Raw genomic sequence first — 16426 nt, 5'->3', positions numbered from 1 at the left:
GATCCGTAAGCCCCAGGTCGATTTCCTTATACGGCGCCTACTCCGGGCGCAGTAGGCCGGGTGGAGTTCAGTCCACCTTCGGACGGACCAGCCCGGACTCGTACGCGATCACCACGAGCTGGGCCCGGTCGCGGGCGCCCAGCTTGGCCATGGCCCGGTTGACGTGCGTCTTCACGGTCAGCGGGCTGACCTCGAGGCGTTCGGCGATCTCGTCGTTGGAGTGGCCGCCGGCGACCTGGACGAGGACCTCGCGCTCGCGCACGGTGAGCGCCTCGAGCCGCTGCGCGCGAGTGGGGTCGCGGTCGTCGTCCGTGTCGCCCTGGGCGAGGAAGCGGGCGATCAGGCCCTTGGTGGCGGCCGGGGAGAGCAGGGCCTCTCCGCCGGCGGCGACCCGGATCGCGTTGAGGAGCTCCTCCGGCTCGCTGCCCTTGCCGAGGAAGCCGGAGGCGCCCGCGCGCAGCGACTGCACGACGTAGTCGTCGACCTCGAAGGTCGTCAGGATCACCACGCGGACGTGCGCGAGGGCCGGGTCGGCGCTGATCAGGCGGGTGGCGGCGAGGCCGTCGGTGCCGGGCATGCGGATGTCCATCAGGACGACGTCGGCGCGCTGCTCCTTGGCCAGCCGGACCGCCTCCGCGCCGTCGGACGCCTCACCGACGACCTCCATGTCGGGCTCGGAGTCGACGAGCACGCGGAACGCGCTGCGCAGCAGTGCCTGGTCGTCGGCGAGCAGGACACGGATGGTCATGCGGGCTCCCCCGGTTCTCCCGTAGCGGCGGTACGGGTTTTGATCGGCAGGATCGCATGGACGCGGAAGCCGCCTCCGTAGCGGGGCCCGGTGGTGAGGGTGCCGCGCAGGGCGGTGACGCGTTCGCGCATCCCGAGCAGGCCATGGCCGCCGCCCTCCTGCGGGCCCGTCTCGTCGCCCGCGCCGTCGTCGAGGACGGTGACCTCGATGTGGGGTCCGACGCGTACGACGCTGACCTCGGCCTTGGCGTCCGGTCCCGCGTGCTTCTGCACGTTGGTCAGGGCCTCCTGGATGACGCGGTAGGCGGCCAGGTCGACGGCGGCGGGGAGCGTGGTGTCGTGGTCGTCGCGGGCGACCTCGACCTGGAGGCCGGCGCTGCGGAAGGTGCCGGCGAGTTCGTCGAGGCGGTCCAGGCCGGGGGCCGGTTCGGTCGGGGCCTCGGGGTCGCCGGACTGGCGCAGCAGGCCGACGGTGGCGCGGAGTTCGTTGAGCGCGGAGCGGCTGGCCTCACGGACGTGGGCGAGGGCCTCCTTGGCCTGGTCGGGGCGCTTGTCCATGACGTGGGCGGCGACTCCGGCCTGGACGTTGACCAGGGCGATGTGGTGGGCGACCACGTCGTGCAGGTCGCGGGCGATGCGCAGGCGTTCCTCGGCGACCCGGCGGCGGGCCTCCTCCTCGCGGGTGCGCTCCGCCCGCTCGGCGCGTTCCCGGATGGCCTGGACGACGGCCCGGCGGCTGCGGACGGCGTCGCCGGCGGTGGCGCCGATGCCGGTCCACGCGAAGATCGCGAGGTTGTCCTGGGCGTACCAGGGCAGGGTGCCGGCGAGCATCGCGGCGCCGGTCAGGACCGTCATGGTGAGCAGGCCCGCCCGGAGGGTGGTCGCGCGGTCGGTGGTGGAGGCGACGGTGTAGAGGGCGATGACGGCGGACATCGCGACGGGGGCGCGCGGGTCGCCGGTGACGGACTCGACCACGGAGAAGGTGCCGGTGAGGGCGAGGACCGCCATGGGCGCCCTGCGGCGGAAGACGAGGGCGACGGCACCGAGGGTCATCAGCAGCAGGCTGAGCAGGTCCGGGGTGCGGATGCTCCAGCTGACCCGGTGCTCGCCGTGCGGGTCCACGAAGGAGCCCGCGAGCATGCACAGCAGTACGGCGGCGGCGAGGGCGGCGTCCAGGGCGAGGGGATGCGCTTTCAGCCGGCGCCGGGCTCGGGCGAGGGGGGTCACTGTCTGGGTACCGTCGCTTTCGGTGGCCGTTGGCTGGGGGCTGCCGCCCCCGGACCCCCGCTTCAGCCCTGCAACGGGCCTCGTCCTCAGTCGCCGAACGGGCTGACGCACCGACCGGCGCTGAGAAGTGGCCGTCGCCTCAGCCCGGAATCAACCCGCCGTCGCTCAGCATCTCCCGGACCTCCTCCAGGCTCGACTCCGGGGCCGGGAGGATCAGTTCCGAAGGTTCCAGGGCGTCGTCCGGCAGGGGGGTGCCGAGGCGGCGGACGGCGCCCAGGAGAGCGCCGAGGGTGCGGCGGAAGCCGTCCTCGTCGCCGCCCTCCATCTCCTCGAGCAGCTCGTCGTCCAGCTTGTTCAGCTCGACGAAGTGGGAGTCGGCCAGCTTCCACTGGCCCTCCCCCATGATCCGCACGATCATGTCGCCCTCCTCGGCTCCGGTCCCCGGCGCCGGGCTACTGCTTGTCGAAGCGCGGGGTGTCCTGCGGCTGCTGCTGGGTCTGCGGCTGGCTCGTGCCACCCTCGATGGCCTGCTGGCCCGAGGAGGTGCCTCCGGCGAGCTCGGCCTTCATGCGCTGCAGTTCCAGCTCTACATCCGTACCACCGGAGAGGCGGTCCAGCTCGGCCTGGATGTCGTCCTTGGCCATGCCGGTCGGGTCGTCCAGGGCGCCGGAGGCGAGGAGCTCGTCGAGGGCGCCGGCGCGGGCCTGGAGCTGGGCGGTCTTGTCCTCGGCGCGCTGGATGGCCAGGCCGACGTCGCCCATCTCCTCGGAGATGCCGGAGAAGGCCTCGCCGATCCGGGTCTGGGCCTGGGCCGCGGTGTAGGTGGCCTTGATGGTCTCCTTCTTCGTGCGGAAGGCGTCGACCTTGGCCTGGAGTCGCTGGGCCGCGAGGGTGAGCTTCTCCTCCTCGCCCTGCAGCGTCGCGTGCTGCGTCTCGAGGTCGGTGACCTGCTGCTGGAGGGCGGCGCGGCGGGAGAGCGCCTCGCGGGCGAGGTCCTCGCGGCCGAGCGCGAGCGCCTTGCGGCCCTGGTCCTCCAGCTTGGAGGACTGCGACTGCAGCTGGTTGAGCTGGAGTTCCAGTCGCTTGCGCGAGGTGGCCACGTCCGCGACGCCGCGGCGGACCTTCTGGAGGAGCTCCAGCTGCTTCTGGTACGAGTAATCGAGGGTCTCGCGCGGGTCCTCGGCCCGGTCAAGGGCCTTGTTCGCCTTCGCGCGGAAGATCATCCCCATACGCTTCATGACACCGCTCATGGGCTTCGCGCGCCCCCTTCTGACGTCCAGCTCCAGCTCTGCGACAGAACCCACAGTACGGGCCCTGCTTCCATTGACGCACTGTTCGGGGACGGATGCGCTCCTCCCCAAGGACGACTGACCAAGGCCTTGCTCCGGCGTAAGGAGTAGGTGACCTTCAGGGTGAGCAGTAGGTCACCAGCTGTCCCCTCTTCCCGTTCTGTCCCGGGTCCGTCTTCACTTCAGACGACTGGTGTTGCCGGATCGTTCCCCGCGGGGCTGGGGTCCATGCCCGGGAGCGCTTACCCTTGGGTTTTGTGTTCCGTAGCCGTGCCAAGGAAGAGAAGGCCCCGGTCGCCGACAAGGCGCCGTTGACCGACTCCAAGCAGCCCCGAGACCCGCAGGCCCCCAAGGGTCGGCCCACGCCCAAGCGCAGTGAGGCCCAGTCCCAGCGCCGCAGCGTCGCCAACACCTCGATGACGCGCAAGGACGCCGCCAAGCGTCAGCGCGAGGAGCGCCGCGCCCAGCTGGAGCGCCAGCGTCAGGCGCTGGCCGGCGGTGACGAGCGGTATCTGCCGGCCCGTGACAAGGGTCCGGTCCGCAAGTTCGCGCGTGACTTCATCGACTCGCGGTTCAATGTGGCGGAGTTCTTCCTGCCCATGGCCGTGATCATCCTCGTGCTGAGCATGATCCGGGTGGGAGCGCTGCAGAGCATCGCGCTGCTGCTGTGGCTCGTGGTGATCGTGCTCATCGTGCTGGACTCGATCGTCACCGGGTTCCGCCTGAAGAAGCGGCTCGCCGAGCGCTTCCCCGACCAGAACCGGCGGGGCGCGGTGGCCTACGCGCTCATGCGCTCCCTCCAGATGCGTCGGCTCCGGCTGCCCAAGCCGCAGGTCAAGCGCGGAGAGCGGCCCTGAGCACTGCGTCTTTCTCCGGGGGTGCGGCGAAGGCCTGGCTGGACAAGCTGGGTGGGCTGCGTGACGTGGTGCGGCAGGAGCTGGTGGCCCGGCAGCTCGACGAACAGATCGCCGGGCGGTACCCGGTCGGGCAGCGGCTGCGGGTGCTCGACGTGGGCATGGGCCAGGGCACACAGGCGCTGCGGCTGGCCCGGCTCGGTCACCAGGTGACCGGCCTCGAACAGGACGCGACGATGATCGCCACGGCCCGCGAGGCCCTGTCCGGGGAGCCCGAGGGCATCCGCGAGCGGATGCGGATCATCGAGGGCGACGGCCGGGACACCGGCGTGCACTTCCTGCCCGGCAGCTTCGACGTGGTGCTGTGCCACGGCGTGCTGATGTACGTCGAGGAGCCGGACCCGCTGCTGGCGGGCCTCGCGCGCGTGCTGGCCCCGGGCGGGCTCCTCTCCCTGCTCGTCCGCAACGCCGACGCGCTGGCCATGCGGCCGGGCCTGTCCGGCGACTGGGCGGGCACCCTGGCCGCCTTCGACACCGTCGCCTACCGCAACCGCCTCGGCCTGGGCGTCCGCGCGGACCGCCGGGAGACCCTGACCGCGACCCTCGCCGGCATCGGCGCGCCCTTGCAGGCCTGGTACGGGGTCCGGGTGTTCACGGACACGGCCGCCGACGGCGCGGAGATCCCGGACGACGTGGAGACGCTGCTGGCCGCGGAGGAGCGGGCGGGGCGGACGGATCCGTACCGGGGTGTGGCGGCGCTGCTGCATCTGTGCGGAGTGCGGGGCTGAGACGGCGCAGGGGTACGGACCGGGTCCATGCCCCTGCTCCCCTCGTTCGGGTGAGCAGCACAAGCCGGACATTCACCCCGCGGAGAGACTCGGGGCATGGCTGCTTCCCGCGCGCGTGCCCTTCGGTGGGGTGTCCCCGTGTCCGTTCGGTGGGGTGTCCCCGTGTCCGTGTTCGCGTGTGCCGCCGCCCTGCTCGCCGGATGCTCGGCCCTCTCCGATTCCGGCTCCGGCTCCGGCTCCGGGGAGAAGGAGACCGCGTCCCGGCAGGCCGCTGAGCCGGCGGCCGTCGCCCAGGCGGACGATCTGCAGACCGCCTACCAGCGGGTGATCAAGAGCGTCCTGCCGTCGGTCGTGCAGATCCAGACCGGCAGCGGGCTGGGGTCGGGAGTCGTGTACGACGCGAAGGGGCACATCGTCACCAACGCGCACGTCGTCGGGGACGAGAGGACCTTCCGGGTCACGACCGCCAACAGTGAGGACCCGCTCGCCGCGACCCTCGTCTACTCGTACCCGGAGCAGGATCTGGCCGTCGTCAGGCTGGACCAGGTACCGGACGGGCTGAAGCCGGCGGCCTTCGGGGACTCCGCCAAGGTCGAGGTCGGGCAGATCGTGCTCGCCATGGGCTCACCGCTGGGGCTGTCGTCGAGCGTGACGCAGGGCATCGTCTCGGCGACCGGACGGACCGTCAGCGAGGCCCGTACCGGCGGGGGTACGGGCGCGACGATCGCCAACATGGTGCAGACGTCCGCGGCCATCAACCCGGGCAACAGCGGGGGCGCGCTGGTCAACCTCGACGGGCGGGTCATCGGTATCCCGACGCTCGCCGCGACCGACCCCGGGCTCGGGGACAGCGCGGCGCCGGGCATCGGGTTCGCGATCCCCGCGTCGATGGTGCGGACGGTCGCCGGCCAGATCGTCGAGGACGGCCGGGTCACCGACTCCGGCCGGGCCGCGCTCGGCATCACCGGGCGGACCGTCGTCGACGCCGAGTTCCAGCCGGCCGGGGTCGCCGTCGTCGAGGTGCGCAGCGGGGGTGCGGCCGACAAGGCCGGGATCCGGACCGGGGACGTCATCACCGGGCTGGGCGACACCGACATCACCACGATCACCTCCCTGGCGGAGGCGCTGGCCGAGGACCGCCCCGGGGAACGGACGACGGTGACGTTCACGCGCGAGGGCAGGGAGAGGACGGTGGAGGTGACGCTGGACGAGCAGTAGGCGCCGGCGTCCGGGGCGGCCGTCATACGGCCCCCCGGACCCGGTGTGCCTCTACTCGACTACGCCTGCTCCTACTACTACGACTACGACTCCTCGGCGTGCAGGTTCATCGGGCCGTAGATCTCGGTGGAGTCCTCGAACAGCCGCACCTGGTCCGCGCCGCCTTCGAGCAGGGCCTTCCAGTGCTCCCCGATCCAGGACTCGGCGTCCCCCTGCGTGGTGAACTCCTCGGGCTGCACCGCGGGCTGGACCTCCGTCCCGTCGGCCTTCTCGAAACGCCACGTCCATGCCGCCATGTACGCCTCCAACGTGTCGGCACCTGCAGAGCAGAAGCCGGATCATGGTCCGGCTCCAGCTCAGAGCCTATGCGCTCCGCGGGGTGCGGCGTCAGAAGACGGGGGGCGTCGATCAGGGAGGTACCGAGCGCGCGGGTTGTGACGTGACCGGCGAAAATCGGTGCGTGGAAGTGACTCTGCTCGGTACCGGTGCCCCCGCGGGACTCCCCCGCCCCGACTGTCCCTGTGCTGTGTGTGCGACCTCGCTCGGGGAGAACGCGCGGGCGGCGACCGCGTTGCTCGTGGACCAGGCGCTGCTGCTCGACCTCACGCCCGGTGCGGCCTTCGCCGCCGCCCGGTCCGGCCATTCGCTGGGCGGAGTACGGCAGGTGCTGCTGTCGCATCCGCACGACGGGCCCCCGGTGGAGGTGCCGGCCGGGCTGCCGCAGCCCGGCCGGGTGCCGGACGGGCGGGAGTTGGCGCTGCTGACGGGGCATCGGGTGCGGGCGGTGGCGATGGACGCGCCGGGGACGGGGTACGCGATCACCAGCCCGGACGGGCAGCGGCTGCTGTACCTGCCGCCGGGGGGCGCGCCGGCCGGCCTGGAGGACGGTACGGAGCCCGCCGATCGCTACGACATGGTCCTCGCGGATGTCGTGGGCCGGCCGGACGCGCTGGCGAAGCTGCGGGCGGTGGGTGCGGTGGGGCCGACGACGGACGTCATCGCCGTTCATCTGGACCACGACGTGCCGCCCGGCGCGGAGTTGCGACGACGGCTCGCGGCGGCGGGGGCCCGCGCGGTGCCGGACGGGACGACCCTGACGGTGGGGGTGTACGAGGACGTGCCGGACGTGCCACGGCGGACGTTGGTGCTGGGCGGGGCGAGGTCGGGGAAGTCGGTGGAGGCGGAGCGGCGGCTGGAGTCCTTCCCCGACGTGCTGTACGTCGCGACGGGCGGCTCGCGGGGCGGGGACACCGAGTGGGCGGCGCGGGTGGCCACGCATCGCGAACGGCGGCCGGGGTCGTGGCGGACGGCGGAGACCTGCGACCTGGTGCCGCTGCTGACGGTGGACGGCCCCCCACTGCTCATCGACTGTCTCTCCCTGTGGCTGACGGACGCGATGGACTCCGTCGGGGCGTGGGACGACGCGGTGTGGGCGGACGGGGGTGAGCGGGCGCTGCGCTCGCGGGTCACGGAACTGACGACTGCCCTGCGGGCGGCTCGGCGAACGGTCGTCCTGGTGTCCAACGAGGTGGGGTCCGGCATCGTGCCCGCCACGGCGTCGGGGCGGCGGTACCGGGACGAGTTGGGGCGGTTGAACACGGCGGTCGCGGGTGAGTGCGAGGAGGTTGTGCTGGTGGTGGCGGGGCAGGCGGTGGTGCTGCGGGGGTGAGAGTGGGTGGGTTGCGGGTGAGGTTGGACGAGGTGAGCGTGGGTGTCTGGTTGCCCGGGGTCGGTGCCGGGGGGTGGGTCGCGCAGCCCGGCGCTGACGGGGCGCCGCCTGCGCCCACCCGTGCCGCCCCAGGCGGCACGCATGCCCGCAGCTGGGCGGGGGCCGGGGGGCGTGTGAGCCTGCGGCTCGGGGACGGCCGCTGACCGCGGCTGGGCGGGGGCCAGGGGGCGTGTGAGCCTGCGGCTCGGGGACGGCCGCTGACCGCGGCTGGGCGGGGTGGTGGCGCGTCACTTTCGGCGCCGGCTGGCGACTCCGGCATGTCCGGCGCCCTTGTGGGGGGGGAGGTATATCCAGCCCGTCCGGCGTTTGAGGACGAGGCCCGTTCAGGGCCGATGCGGGGGTCTGGGGGCGGAGCCCCCAGAAGGACGGTCACTTCCTGGCCGAGCGAGTCGGGTGGGTGGGTGGGCAAAGGGTCGGAGGAGGGCGCTGTTTCAGGGGCTGCGCGCGACGATCCGGTACGTGTTCGAGAAGCGGGTGTGGCGGAGGAGGGGGGACAGGGTGTGGTCCAGGGCCTGCGTTGCCGTCAGCAACGGGGTTGCCGCTCGGAGGAGGGGCTTGTGGGCTGGGGGGACGGCTCGGGTCAGGGACAGGGAGAGGGCTGCTGACAGGTCGTAGGGGATGTGCGGCCTTCGGCGGTCTGTCGTGAGGATGGTGCAGCCCTGCCTCTCCAGCTCCGTGCGGAGGTTGGGCAGGGGGATCAGGTGGAGGTGGCGGGGTTGGTTGTGGGGGAGCCACCACTTGCCGAGGAGGGGGGCGAACGCGCTCTGGGGGTCGGGGACTTCCAGGAGCAGGTGGCCGCCGGGACGCAGGACGGTGAGGGCGGCGCGGAGTTCCGCGCGGGGGTCGGGGGTGTGCTCCAGGTGGTGGAGGATGCTGACGACGTCGTAGCGGGCGCGCAGCCGGGCGGTGATGCCGGGCGTGGTGAGGTGGCCGATGTGGGCCTCCTCGACGCGGCCCGCCACCCGCGCCCGTTCCACCCTCGACGTGGGGTCCAGCCCGTCGAACGCCGTGTACGTGAACACCTCCTTCGCCGCCTCCGGGAACAGCGCGTGGCCCGTGCCCACGTCCAGCCAGCTCTCCGGCTCGGGGAAGGGCAGCATGACCCGGGCGGTGGCCCGTAGGCGACGCCGGCTGGTGCGGGTCGCGAGGACGCGGTCCGTGAGGCCCGTCGCGAAGTACTCGCCGGGGTCCCGGCGGTAGAGGGCGAGCCCCTCCGGAGTCAGCCGCGGGTTCTGGAAGACGTGCGCGCAGTCCCCGCACTCGTCCACCACGAACGTCCCCGGCCTGTGGTGCAGCAGGTCCGGAGCGCGCAGTCGGGTGCGCAGACGTCTGGAGCCGCACCAGGGGCAGTCGTCGCGGCGCGGCTCGTGGATGGGCCTGGGGGGCATGAGCGGCTCCGGTGGGAGGCGTCGAACGTGCGGCAATTCGTAGTAAAACGGAACGTATGGGATCGCGATCTTGGGTGCAAAGACGTCGTGGGGGTGTGGTGGCGATGTGGCGCGGAACCGTTCGATCGGTGGCGGTACTGTTCGGCGAATGAGCTCGCTTAATCTCGACGACTTCACCGATCTGATCGAGCGCCCCGACGGCGGGGTGCGCCGCGACGCGGAGGCGCGCCGGGAACGTCAGATCGTGCCGCCCGGATCGCTGGGGCGCCTCGACGACCTGGGTGAGTGGCTGGCGGCGGCGCAGGGTGCGGTGCCCGTGCGGCCGATCAGGCAGCCGCGGGTGGTGCTGTTCGCCGGCGACCACGGCATCGCCGAGCTCGGTGTCTCGGCGCGGCCCGCGGGCACCGCCGCGGAGCTGGTGCGGGAGGTCCTGGAGGGCGGCCGTCCGGGAGCCGTGCTGGCCCGTCGGCTCGGGGTGTCGCTGCGGGTCGTGGACATGGCGCTGGACTGCGCGCCGGACGCGTTCCCCGAGGACGTCGTACGGCACCGGGTGCGGCGCGGCAGCGGCCGTATCGACATCGAGGACGCGCTCACCCCGGAGGAGGCCGAGGCCGCCTTCCGGGCCGGGGTGGCCGTCGCCGACGAGGAGGCCGACTCCGGTACGGATCTGGTCGTGCTCGGCGATGTGAGCGTGGGCGGCACGACGGCGGCGGGCGTGCTGGTCGCCGCGCTGTGCGGGACGGACGCGTCCGTGGTGACCGGGCGGGGCGGCGAGGCGATCGACGACCTGGCGTGGATGCGCAAGTGCGCCGCGATCCGGGACGCGTTGCGCCGGGCACGGCCGGTGCTCGGGGACCAGTTGCAGCTGCTGGCGACGGTGGGCGGCGCCGACCTCGCCGCGATGACGGGCTTTCTGCTGCAGTGCGCCGTACGCAAGGTGCCCGTCGTCCTGGACGGCGTCGTGGCGGCGGCCTGCGCGCTCGTCGGGCAGCGGATCGCCTTCCGGGCGCCGGACTGGTGGCTGGCCGGGCAGCGCAGCGGCGAGCCCGGGCAGGCCAAGGCGCTGGACCGGATGGCGCTGGAGCCGCTGCTGGACCAGGGCGTGACCGTGGGCGAGGGCGCCGGGGCCCTGCTGGCACTTCCGCTGGTGCAGGCCGCGGCGGCGCTCGCGGCGGAACTGCCCGAGAAGCCCGAGGAGTCGTCCGAGAAGGAGTCGGAGGCATCCGAGGCATCCGGGGAGTCCGGCGTGTTCGAGGCGTCCGGGACGGAGCCCGCAGAGGAGTAGGAGCGGGCCGGGCGGCCGGCGAAGGCGGCACGAGCAAGGGGGACGGCGGCACAAGCAAGGGGGACAAAAGAGCAGTTTGTCTGAATTGCACCCATATGATCATCCGTCATGGGAGATGTCCGGGTCGCTTCCCGTCGGGCCGCCGCCTTCGCCGTCTGGTATCTGCGGGTCGTCGCCTTCGTCAACTTCCTCAGTGCCGTGTGGGTCTCCCTGGGACAGGACGTGCGACGGCACAACCAGGCGGACTGCTTCACGCCCTACCTGCTGACGGCCGGGTTCGCCTCCGGTGTCTTCACCGCGTTCCTGGCCGTCACCATGCGGCGGCGCAAGCGGGCCGCGTGGATCCTCAACCTCGGGCTGAGCGGGGCCTTCCTGACGCTGTTCGCCCTGGCCATGGCGTTCCCCGAGATCCGGCGGTACCCGCAGAACTGGGTCTCCCTCGCCCTCACCACCGCCTTCGTCGCCGCGCTGCTCGTCGGGCGGAGGGAGTTCTACGCCAAGGGCGACCGGGCCAACCCGAAACTCGCCGCGGCCGTCGGCGCCGGCGGGCTGCTCGGCGCCTCCCTGCTGGCCGCGCTGCTGGTGACCGTCACCGACCGCGCGCCCGGCCCCTCCCCGTTCCTCGAACGCTGGCGCTACGGCACGCTGCGGCTGGTCTCCGTCGCCGCCGACGAGTACCGGGTCCCCGGGATCGCCCCTCCCACCTGGGTCGACGTCGCCGTCAACGTCCTCAGCACGGTGCTCCTCCTCGCCGTCCTGTACGCCGCCTTCCGCTCCCGCCGGGCCGTCGACCCGCTCACCGCCGACGACGAGAAGCGGCTGCGGGAGTTGCTCGACCGGCACGGTGAGCGGGACTCGCTGGGGTACTTCGCGCTGCGCCGGGAGAAGAGCGTGCGGTGGTCGCCGACCGGGAAGGCCGCCGTCACGTACCGGGTCGTCGGCGGGGTGTCGCTGGCGTCCGGGGACCCGCTCGGGGATCCGGAGGCCTGGCCGGGGGCGATCGAGCCACGGCTCGCCGAGGCACGCTCGCACGGATGGATCCCGGCGGTGGTGGGCGCGAGCGAGGAGGCCGGGACCGTCTACGCCCGGCACGGGCTGGACGCCCTCGAACTCGGCGACGAGGCGATCGTCGAGGTCGCCGAGTTCACGCTGGAGGGCCGGGCCATGCGGACCGTGCGCCAGGCCCACAACCGGGTGCGGCGGGCCGGGTACGCCGTACGGGTCCGGCGGCACGAGGACATCCCGGCCGACGAGATGGCGTACCTCGTACGGCGCGCCGACGACTGGCGGGACGGGGCCACCGAGCGCGGGTTCAGCATGGCGCTGGGGCGGCTCGGGGACCCGGCGGACGGGCGGTGCGTGATGGTGGAGTGCGCCGACGCCGAGGGACGCCTGCGCGCCCTGCTCTCCTTCGTGCCGTGGGGGCCGCACGGGCTGTCGCTCGATCTGATGCGGCGGGACCGGGACGCCGGCAACGGGCTGATGGAGTTCATGGTCATCGAGCTGCTGCGGCGTGCCCGGGAGATCCAGATCACCCAGGTTTCACTGAACTTCGCCATGTTCCGGTCGGTCTTCGAACGTGGCGCCCGCCTCGGCGCCGGGCCGGTGCTGAGGCTGTGGCGGTCGCTGCTCGGCTTCTTCTCCCGCTGGTGGCAGATCGAGTCGCTGTACCGCGCCAACGCCAAGTACCGGCCCGTCTGGGAGCCCCGCTTCCTGCTCTTCGAGAAGAGCGCCGACCTGCCCCGCATCGGGCTCGCGTCGGCGCGGGCGGAGGGGTTCCTGGAGGCGCCGGGGCTGCCGAGGGCACTGCACCGCACGCGTCTGGAGACCCGCCGATGAACAGGATCGCCCGCTGGGCCCGGACCGAATGGGGGCCGCTGTACGCCGCCGTACGCGAGCCGCTGGTGAGGCGGCGGTGGCGGGCGGTCCCGCTGACGCTCGGGGCGGTGTGCCTGACGGCGGCCATACAGGTCGTGCAGAACCAGTCCTGGGGTTACCAGCTGGTCCAGAACATGGGGGCGGTACGGGCCGACGATCCGTGGTGGCTCGCCCTCCTGCGCACTCCCCTGTCGCTGTACGTGCCGGCCCTCGACCTGCCCGTGTGGGGCGCCCTCGCGCAGATCCTGGTCGTGTTCGGCATCGCGGAGATCTGCCTGGGCCGCGGGCGGACCCTCGCCGTCGCGTACGCCGCCACCCTCGCCGGCACGCTGTACGCGCGCGTGGGCGTCGCCCTGGGTCCCGGCGGCCTCCTGGGCCTGCCCGCCGAGGACGCGCAGGTCGTGGACACCGGCCCGTCGGCGGCGGTGGTCGGCCTCGCCGTGTTCCTCGGGTGGCGCCATCGTGCGTACGCCACCGCCGGGGCGGTGATCCTGGCGATGGTGATCGAGGTCCTGGTGAAGGAGAACCTGGCGGGCAAGGAGCACCTGGCGGCGATCGCGGGGGTGGTGGTGCTGTGCGGGGTGGCGGAGGCGCGTCAGCGGTGGTCGGCGGCACGGGTGAGTTCGGCGTCCGGCTTGCCTCCCAGCCAGTTTCCCAGTGCCCGCCCGGGCCCGGCCCAGCGTCGATCGTGCCGGTAGGCCCTCAGTACGGCCTTCGCGCGGGCTCGGGGCCGCCGGCGGTAGAAGCGGCGGGCCCACCAGGAGCCGGGGCGGGCCAGGCGGACCAAGCCGATCAGGCCGACGAACGGGACGATCACGCTGAAGATCGCCATCCGGGCCTTGCCCTTGCTCAGGACCGCCAGCGCGAACAGGAAGTTGACCGCCACGGTGGAGATGACGGTCCCCCGGTCCTCGAGCTCGTCCTCGCTCAGGTCGTTGACGCCGAACGGCGAGAAGCCCACCAGCATCAGCCCGACCAGGGCAGCCGTCAGGACGACGACCTCCACGCTCTTGCGGCCCGCCTCCGTCCAGTACACGTCGTCGAGGTGCAGGACGAGCGCGAACTCGTCCAGGACCAGCCCCGCCCCGATGCCGAAGACGATCGCGAAGGCGGCCGAGCCGAAGCCGTGCCGGGCACTCGCCACCGCGCCGAAGCCGCCGATGACGGTGAGTACGACGCCGGGGACGACATGGTGGATGTGCAGCCCGCCCGAACTGACGTTGCCGAACGGCCCCTTCCCGGCCCGGATCAGCCGGGTGATGCCGCGGGTGATCACGAAGGTCAGGACGAAGGCCGTGAGGGCGAGCAGCAGCGGGAGCTTGCCCGGCTCGACGATGTTCCGCTGCCACCAATCTCCCATATGCGCATTTTCGTCTCCGCCTCCCGGGGGCGCCCGTCCGACCGGCGGGTAACCTGCGCCGGTGTCCACGACGCCGAACTCTCCCCCGCCCTCCCCTCTCGACGGGCTGCGCTTCGCCTTCGGCACCCTCACCGTGCTCCCGGTCCGGGTGACCCGCTGGGACCGGGAGGCCGCGCGCGGGGGCATGCTCGGCGCCCCGGCGGTCGGGCTGGTCGTCGGCGGCTGCGCGGCGGGGCTCGGGCTGCTGGCGCTGTTCCTGGGCGCGGGGCCGCTGCTCGCCGCCGTCGCCTCCGCCGCCGTACCCGCCGTACTCACCCGGGGGCTGCACCTCGACGGGCTGGCCGACACCGCAGACGGGCTGGGCAGCGGCAAGCCCGCCGAGGATGCGCTGCGGATCATGAAGCAGTCGGACATCGGACCGTTCGGCGTGCTCACGCTGGTCTTCGTCCTGCTCGCCCAAGTGGCCGCGCTCGCCCAGCTGTACGACATCTCCTGGGCGCGGGGCGCGTGCGCGGTCGTCGCCGCGGCGGTCGCGGCCCGGCTGGCGCTCACCCTGGCCGCCCGCACCGGGGTGCCGGCCGCCCGCCCGGACGGGCTCGGGGCGGCGGTCGCCGGGGTGGTCCCGGTGCGGTGGGCGCTGGCGGTGACGGCCGCCGTGACCGCCGCCGCAGCGGCCTGGGGCGCCCTCCTCGGCCCGTCCGACGCCGTCCGTACGGCCGCCGCCGTCCTCCTCGCCCTCGCCGCCGCCGAACTCCTCCTGCGCCACTGCACGCGCCGCCTCGGCGGGATCACCGGCGACGTCTTCGGCGGCCTCGCGGAAACGGCGGCGACGTCAGCGCTGGTGGTGCTGTGCCTGGGCGTTTAGGGGCGGTATGACCCAGCTCCTGGCGTGCGAGGATCGAGGAGTGGCGACGACGCTGCCGACAGGTGAACACTCGCGTGCATGAGCGCCCGCACACGCACGCGTACGCTCGTTCCGGGGTTCGCCGTGCCGGTTCGCCGCGCCGGTGGGGCCGACCCCGGATGCGACCGCGCCCCCAGCCCGGATCTAGGGTCGGCTGTCGGGCCCGGTCGAGCCACGCACATCGGCCACAGCAACTTCACATCGGAAGCGAGATTTCACCACCGTGACTGCTCTCACTCTCAGCACCGCCGCGGCGCCGGGCCTCCGGGCCGACGCGATCGTGATCGGTGTCGCCAAGGGCGCGAAGGGCCCGGTCGCCGCTCCGGGCGCCGAGGCCGTGGACAAGGCCTACGACGGCCGGCTCGCCGGCGTCCTGGACACCCTCGGTGCCACCGGCGCCGAGGGCGAGGTGACGAAGCTGCCCGCCCCGGCCGGCTTCAAGGCACCGCTCGTGCTGGCGGTGGGGCTGGGCGGGGAGCCCGAGAAGGACGCGTCGTACGACGCCGAGGCGCTGCGCAAGGCGGCCGGTGTGGCCGCCCGCACCCTCGCCGGGTCCAAGAAGGCCGCCTTCGCCCTGCCGCTGACGGACGCCGCCGACGTCGGCGCGGTCGCCGAGGGCGTGGTGCTCGGCGCCTACTCCTTCGACACCTACAAGGCCAACGGCAAGGACGCCAAGGCGAAGAACGGCAAGGCGCCGCTCGCCGAGGCCGCCCTCCTCGGCGGCAAGCCGCGCGACGCCGCCCACAAGGCCGCGCTCGCCCGCGCCACCGCCGTCACCGAGGAACTCAACCGCGCCCGTGACCTCGTCAACATGCCGCCGAACGACCTCAACCCCGAGGCCTTCGCCGCCATCGCGCAGACCGCGGCCAAGGAACACGGCATCAAGGTCCAGGTCCTCGACGAGAAGGCCCTGGCCAAGGGCGGCTACGGCGGCATCCTGGGCGTCGGCTCCGGCTCGGCGTCGGCCCCCCGCCTGGTGAAGCTGTCGTACACCTCCTCCAAAGCACAGAAGCACCTCGCCTTCGTCGGCAAGGGCATCACCTACGACTCGGGCGGCATCTCGCTGAAGCCGGCCGGGCACAACGAGACGATGAAGTGCGACATGAGCGGTGCGGCGGCGGTCTTCGCCGCCGTCGTCGCCGCCGCGCGGCTCGGACTCGAGGTCAACGTCACCGGGTGGCTGGCCCTCGCCGAGAACATGCCGTCCGGCTCCGCCACCCGGCCGGGTGACGTGCTGCGCATGTACAGCGGCAAGACGGTGGAGGTCCTCAACACCGACGCCGAGGGGCGGCTGGTCCTCGCCGACGCGCTGTGGGCCGCGTCCGAGGAGAAGCCGGACGCCATCGTGGACGTCGCGACGCTGACCGGCGCGATGATGCTGGCGCTGGGCAACCGGACGTTCGGGGTCATGGCCAACGACGACGCGTTCCGCTCCACGGTGTTCGAGGCCGCCGAGGAGGTGGGTGAGCCTGCCTGGCCGATGCCGCTGCCGGAGCACCTGCGCAAGGGCATGGACTCTCCTGTCGCCGACATCGCGAACATGGGTGAGCGGATGGGCGGCGGGCTCGTCGCCGGGCTCTTCCTGAAGGAGTTCGTGGGCGAGGGGATCACCTGGGCGCACCTGGACATCGCCGGGCCGGCCTTCAACGAGGGGGGTCCCTTCGGGTACACGCCGAAGGGCGGGACCGGTACGGCGGTGCGGACGCTGGTGCGGCTGGCTGAGCTGACCGCCGCGGGTGACCTGGGCTGACGCCCGCTT

At 73.0% G+C, this 16426-nt stretch carries 16 protein-coding genes; 9 read left to right on the top strand and 7 right to left on the bottom strand.

The window, feature by feature from the left end; all coding sequences use genetic code 11:
* Positions 1-67 precede the first annotated feature (67 nt).
* The 4 genes from IE263_RS19990 to IE263_RS19975 all read right to left on the bottom strand — a co-directional run bounded on the left by IE263_RS19990 (position 68) and on the right by IE263_RS19975 (position 3203).
* Complete coding sequence (locus IE263_RS19990) at positions 68-748, bottom strand: response regulator (protein WP_189938432.1); 681 nt, start codon at positions 746-748, stop codon at positions 68-70.
* Complete coding sequence (locus tag IE263_RS19985; RefSeq protein ID WP_189938430.1) at positions 745-1974, bottom strand: sensor histidine kinase; 1230 nt, start codon at positions 1972-1974, stop codon at positions 745-747. Before IE263_RS19985 ends, IE263_RS19990 begins: the two co-directional genes overlap by 4 nt.
* Before the next feature lie 139 nt (positions 1975-2113).
* Positions 2114-2392 (bottom strand): PspA-associated protein PspAA, encoded by a 279-nt coding sequence (gene pspAA, locus IE263_RS19980; protein ID WP_189938428.1) that lies wholly within the window; start codon positions 2390-2392, stop codon positions 2114-2116.
* Positions 2393-2426: 34 nt separating this feature from the next.
* Positions 2427-3203: a PspA/IM30 family protein gene (locus IE263_RS19975; RefSeq protein ID WP_229911083.1), complete on the bottom strand. Its 777-nt coding sequence runs from the start codon at positions 3201-3203 to the stop codon at positions 2427-2429.
* Positions 3204-3520: 317 nt separating this feature from the next.
* On the opposite strand from IE263_RS19975, the gene IE263_RS19970 reads away from it, so the two are divergent.
* The 3 genes from IE263_RS19970 (at position 3521) to IE263_RS19960 (ending at position 6123) form a co-directional block, all read left to right on the top strand.
* On the top strand, positions 3521-4120 hold the full coding sequence (locus tag IE263_RS19970; RefSeq protein ID WP_373312021.1) for a DUF3043 domain-containing protein: 600 nt from the start codon (positions 3521-3523) through the stop codon (positions 4118-4120).
* 83 nt (positions 4121-4203) lie between these two features.
* Positions 4204-4905: a methyltransferase domain-containing protein gene (locus IE263_RS19965; protein ID WP_189938962.1), complete on the top strand. Its 702-nt coding sequence runs from the start codon at positions 4204-4206 to the stop codon at positions 4903-4905.
* Between the two features lie 96 nt (positions 4906-5001).
* On the top strand, positions 5002-6123 hold the full coding sequence (locus IE263_RS19960) for a S1C family serine protease (protein ID WP_189938424.1): 1122 nt from the start codon (positions 5002-5004) through the stop codon (positions 6121-6123).
* 83 nt (positions 6124-6206) lie between these two features.
* Here the strand turns inward: IE263_RS19960 and IE263_RS19955 are convergent, their stop codons facing one another.
* Complete coding sequence (locus IE263_RS19955; protein WP_189938422.1) at positions 6207-6419, bottom strand: hypothetical protein; 213 nt, start codon at positions 6417-6419, stop codon at positions 6207-6209.
* A 164-nt stretch (positions 6420-6583) separates the two neighbouring features.
* Between IE263_RS19955 and IE263_RS19950 the strand changes: the two genes are divergently transcribed.
* Positions 6584-7792, top strand: coding sequence for a bifunctional adenosylcobinamide kinase/adenosylcobinamide-phosphate guanylyltransferase (locus IE263_RS19950; RefSeq protein ID WP_189938421.1), 1209 nt, complete (start codon positions 6584-6586; stop codon positions 7790-7792).
* A gap of 491 nt (positions 7793-8283) precedes the next feature.
* Here the strand turns inward: IE263_RS19950 and IE263_RS19945 are convergent, their stop codons facing one another.
* Positions 8284-9240 carry a class I SAM-dependent methyltransferase gene (locus IE263_RS19945; RefSeq protein WP_189938419.1) on the bottom strand — a complete coding sequence of 319 codons (957 nt, stop codon included), beginning with the start codon at positions 9238-9240 and terminating at the stop codon, positions 8284-8286.
* A gap of 148 nt (positions 9241-9388) precedes the next feature.
* On the opposite strand from IE263_RS19945, the gene cobT reads away from it, so the two are divergent.
* The 3 genes from cobT (at position 9389) to IE263_RS19930 (ending at position 13101) form a co-directional block, all read left to right on the top strand.
* A complete protein-coding gene (gene cobT, locus IE263_RS19940; RefSeq protein ID WP_189938416.1) occupies positions 9389-10525 on the top strand; it encodes a nicotinate-nucleotide--dimethylbenzimidazole phosphoribosyltransferase in 1137 nt (378 codons plus the stop codon).
* 108 nt (positions 10526-10633) lie between these two features.
* A complete protein-coding gene (locus IE263_RS19935; protein ID WP_189938414.1) occupies positions 10634-12364 on the top strand; it encodes a phosphatidylglycerol lysyltransferase domain-containing protein in 1731 nt (576 codons plus the stop codon).
* The gene (locus IE263_RS19930) at positions 12361-13101 is read left to right on the top strand and encodes a hypothetical protein (protein WP_189938413.1); all 741 of its coding nucleotides are present in this window, start codon (positions 12361-12363) and stop codon (positions 13099-13101) included. Before IE263_RS19935 ends, IE263_RS19930 begins: the two co-directional genes overlap by 4 nt.
* Here IE263_RS19930 and IE263_RS19925 read toward each other — a convergent pair.
* Positions 12999-13763, bottom strand: coding sequence for a hypothetical protein (locus IE263_RS19925; protein ID WP_189938411.1), 765 nt, complete (start codon positions 13761-13763; stop codon positions 12999-13001). The two genes, IE263_RS19930 and IE263_RS19925, sit on opposite strands and share 103 nt — an antisense overlap.
* A gap of 61 nt (positions 13764-13824) precedes the next feature.
* Between IE263_RS19925 and IE263_RS19920 the strand changes: the two genes are divergently transcribed.
* Both IE263_RS19920 and IE263_RS19915 read left to right on the top strand, forming a co-directional pair.
* Positions 13825-14628 carry an adenosylcobinamide-GDP ribazoletransferase gene (locus IE263_RS19920; RefSeq protein WP_189938409.1) on the top strand — a complete coding sequence of 268 codons (804 nt, stop codon included), beginning with the start codon at positions 13825-13827 and terminating at the stop codon, positions 14626-14628.
* A 262-nt stretch (positions 14629-14890) separates the two neighbouring features.
* Positions 14891-16417, top strand: a complete 1527-nt coding sequence (locus IE263_RS19915; RefSeq protein ID WP_189938406.1) for a leucyl aminopeptidase — start codon at positions 14891-14893, stop codon at positions 16415-16417.
* The last annotated feature ends 9 nt before the right edge of the window (positions 16418-16426 follow it).

The organism is Streptomyces aurantiogriseus (assembly GCF_014649375.1).
Taxonomy (GTDB): Bacteria; Actinomycetota; Actinomycetes; order Streptomycetales; family Streptomycetaceae; genus Streptomyces; species Streptomyces aurantiogriseus.
The sequence above is the reverse complement of the archived record's forward strand: the minus strand, read 5'-3'. Positions and strand labels throughout refer to the sequence as shown.

Coding starts and splice junctions, on each gene's coding strand:
- IE263_RS19990 (WP_189938432.1), bottom strand. CDS start 748: ATGACCATCCGTGTCCTGCTCGCCGACGACCAGGCACTGCTGCGCAGC.
- pspAA (WP_189938428.1), bottom strand. CDS start 2,392: ATGATCGTGCGGATCATGGGGGAGGGCCAGTGGAAGCTGGCCGACTCC.
- IE263_RS19975 (WP_229911083.1), bottom strand. CDS start 3,203: ATGGGGATGATCTTCCGCGCGAAGGCGAACAAGGCCCTTGACCGGGCC.
- IE263_RS19960 (WP_189938424.1), top strand. CDS start 5,002: ATGGCTGCTTCCCGCGCGCGTGCCCTTCGGTGGGGTGTCCCCGTGTCC.
- IE263_RS19955 (WP_189938422.1), bottom strand. CDS start 6,419: ATGGCGGCATGGACGTGGCGTTTCGAGAAGGCCGACGGGACGGAGGTC.
- IE263_RS19945 (WP_189938419.1), bottom strand. CDS start 9,240: ATGCCCCCCAGGCCCATCCACGAGCCGCGCCGCGACGACTGCCCCTGG.
- cobT (WP_189938416.1), top strand. CDS start 9,389: ATGAGCTCGCTTAATCTCGACGACTTCACCGATCTGATCGAGCGCCCC.
- IE263_RS19935 (WP_189938414.1), top strand. CDS start 10,634: ATGGGAGATGTCCGGGTCGCTTCCCGTCGGGCCGCCGCCTTCGCCGTC.
- IE263_RS19930 (WP_189938413.1), top strand. CDS start 12,361: ATGAACAGGATCGCCCGCTGGGCCCGGACCGAATGGGGGCCGCTGTAC.
- IE263_RS19925 (WP_189938411.1), bottom strand. CDS start 13,763: ATGGGAGATTGGTGGCAGCGGAACATCGTCGAGCCGGGCAAGCTCCCG.